The sequence below is a fragment of the Ramlibacter sp. genome (assembly GCF_035706265.1).
Taxonomy (GTDB): Bacteria; Pseudomonadota; Gammaproteobacteria; order Burkholderiales; family Burkholderiaceae_C; genus Ramlibacter.
Genome location: NZ_DASSVG010000360.1, coordinates 1 through 2,460 on the forward strand (window position 1 = coordinate 1; position 2,460 = coordinate 2,460).

Genomic DNA, 2,460 nt, shown 5'->3' on the forward strand with positions numbered 1-2,460 from the left:
AATAGGTGACCGTGCAGGCCTCGCGCTCGGCGGCCGGAATCAGCACGTTCCACGCCGACCATGCCTTGCGTCGCTTCGGCAGCACGCGGATGTCGGTATGCAGCACCGTGTCGTTGTGCTGGTAGCGGATCGCCCCGAGCACCTCGCGCTCGACCGGCGATGCGTCGCCTGCCAGCAGCGCCAGCGCCTCGTCGCTATGGCAGGCCAGCACGACCTGGTCGTAGCGCTCGCTGCCGTGCAGGCTGGTCACCTCCACGCCGCCGGCATCGCGGCGGATCGCGCGGACCGGGCAGGCGATGCGCTCGTTGACCGTCCACCGCGCGCGCAGGGCATCGACGTAGCGCGTCGAGCCGCCACGCACCACGCGCCACTCCGGCCGGTCGTCGAGCTGCAGCATGTGGTGGTTGGCCATGAACTGCACGAGATAGCGCGCCGGGAAATCCAGCACCTTGCGCGACGGAGACGACCACAGCGCCGAGGCCATCGGCACGATGTGCTCGTCGCGGAACATCGCGCCGTAGCGATGGCGCTCCAGGTAGTCGCCCAGCGTCGGGCCCGGATCGGCAGTCTCCAGCAGCGCGGGCGACTCGCGGTAGAACCGCATGATGTCGCGCACCATGCCGTAGAACCGCGGCGAGAGCAGGTTGCGGCGCTGGCAGAACAGCGCGTCCAGGCTGGTGGCGCCGTACTCCAGGCCGCTGGCCTCGTTGTGCACGGCAAAGCTCATCGTGGTGGGCTGCGACTGCACCCCCAGCTCGCCGAACAGCCGCGTCAGCAGCGGGTAGTTGCCCGGGTTGAATACGATGAAGCCCGAGTCCACGGCGTAGTCGCGGCCACCGGAGCTGACGTCGTGGGTGTGGGTGTGCCCGCCGATGTAGGCGTTGGCCTCGTAGAGATCCACCTCGTGCTGGCGCGAGAGCAACCACGCCGACGCCATGCCGGCGATGCCGCCGCCGATAACCGCGATACGCATGCCCACCTCAGCCCTGGCCCCGTTTGAGCCCGGCCGGCACGGCCTTGAGCCCGCGCACCACGCCCACCAGCGAGAGCGCGCGCAGGATGTAGAAGGTCAGGTCCACCTCCCACCAGCGGAAGCCCTGACGGGCCGAGCCCGGGAAGAAATGGTGGTTGTTGTGCCAGCCCTCGCCGAAGGTGAGGATCGCCAGCAGCCAATTGTTGCGGCTGTTGTCGCGCGTGGCGAAGCGGCGGCTGCCGAAGCGGTGGGCGAACGAGTTGATCGTCACCGTGACGTGGAACAGCACGATGGTGGAGACGAAGAAACCCCACACCAGCAACTGCGGCCCGCTGGTGCCCAGCTCCGGATGCGCGTGGCCCAGCCAGCGGCCCCAGAAGAACAGGCCCACCGCCAGCGCCACCGGAACCAGCAGGTCGAAGCGATCGAGCAGGCGCAGCTCGGGGTACTTCACCAGGTCCGGGATCTTCGACCAGTCGGTGCGGAAGCCGCTGCGGGTCATGAACCAGCCCATGTGGCTGCGCGGGAAGCCGTGCTGCACCGGCGAATGCACGTCGGCCGGCGTATCGGCGTGGCGATGGTGGTTACGATGGTGTGCCGCCCACCACAGCGGGCCGCGCTGCACCGCGGCCGCACCGACCAGGGCGAACGCGAACTGCACCGGCCGGGAGGCCTTGAACGCGCGATGCGAAAAATAGCGGTGGTAGAACGCCGTGATCGCGAACATGCGCAGCGCATAGAGGCCCAGCGCCACCCAGAAGGCGAACCAGGAGAAACCCACCCAGATCACGCCCAGGCAGGCCAGGTGCATGGCGATGAAGGGCACCACGCGGACCCAGTCGATCCGGTCGTCGTCTTCGGCCACGTCCTGGGCGCTGGTGTCGAACCAGCGCACCAGCCCGACGGCCAGCCGCTTGAACACGCCGGGAGAGGAATTGCCTTCGCTCATGGAGTCGATCCGCAAGGTGGAAATCACGTGAAGAAATACGAAGGCCTGCGGGGTGCGGATGCAAGCGGCGCAACGCACGCACGCGTATGGCGAGTCGCGCGGTTGCCGCACGCTCGGCTTGCTCGCTAGGCTGCCGCGATGCCACCGCGACGTTCCCCTGGTTCACCGCTCCCCGTCCGCCCACGCTACGGCCTCGCCCGCGTATTAAGCAAGCTCGGCGTGTGCTCGCGCAGCCAGGCCGAGCGCGCCATACGCGAGGGCAGGGTGACTGTCGACGGGCGCTGCATCCGGGATCCGGAACGCCCCACCGAGCCGGGCCGCGAGAAGCTGACGCTGGACGGCCACCCCGTCGCGGCCGCCGCGCCCGTGCACATCGCGCTGAACAAGCCGCGCGGCATCACCGTCACCGCGTCGGACGAGCGCGGCCGCGACACCGTCTACGACCTGCTGCGCGACGCCGACCTGCCGTGGCTGGGGCCGGTCGGTCGGCTGGACCGGGCCAGCGAGGGCCTGTTGCTGCTTACCAACGACACCGCGT

At 69.2% G+C, this 2,460-nt stretch carries 3 protein-coding genes and 1 pseudogene; 2 read left to right on the top strand and 2 right to left on the bottom strand.

The annotated features are described in order from the left end of the window. Positions 1–973 (bottom strand): NAD(P)/FAD-dependent oxidoreductase (locus VFM98_RS13130; protein WP_325110366.1); only part of this gene is annotated, 973 nt, incomplete at its 3' end. A gap of 7 nt (positions 974–980) precedes the next feature. Then, a complete protein-coding gene (locus tag VFM98_RS13135) occupies positions 981–1,922 on the bottom strand; it encodes an acyl-CoA desaturase (RefSeq protein ID WP_325110367.1) in 942 nt (313 codons plus the stop codon). A 138-nt stretch (positions 1,923–2,060) separates the two neighbouring features. Here VFM98_RS13135 and VFM98_RS26180 point away from each other — a divergent pair. Together VFM98_RS26180 and VFM98_RS13140 are read left to right on the top strand one after the other, a co-directional pair. Beyond that, positions 2,061–2,180, top strand: a pseudogene (locus VFM98_RS26180) (hypothetical protein); the annotation flags it as partial. 6 nt (positions 2,181–2,186) lie between these two features. After that, a partial coding sequence (locus tag VFM98_RS13140) for a pseudouridine synthase (RefSeq protein ID WP_325110368.1) occupies positions 2,187–2,460 on the top strand: 274 nt, incomplete at its 3' end.

Bases quoted from the DNA above. Each gene is read 5' to 3' on its own strand.
- VFM98_RS13135 (WP_325110367.1), bottom strand. From the start codon at position 1,922: ATGAGCGAAGGCAATTCCTCTCCCGGCGTGTTCAAGCGGCTGGCCGTC.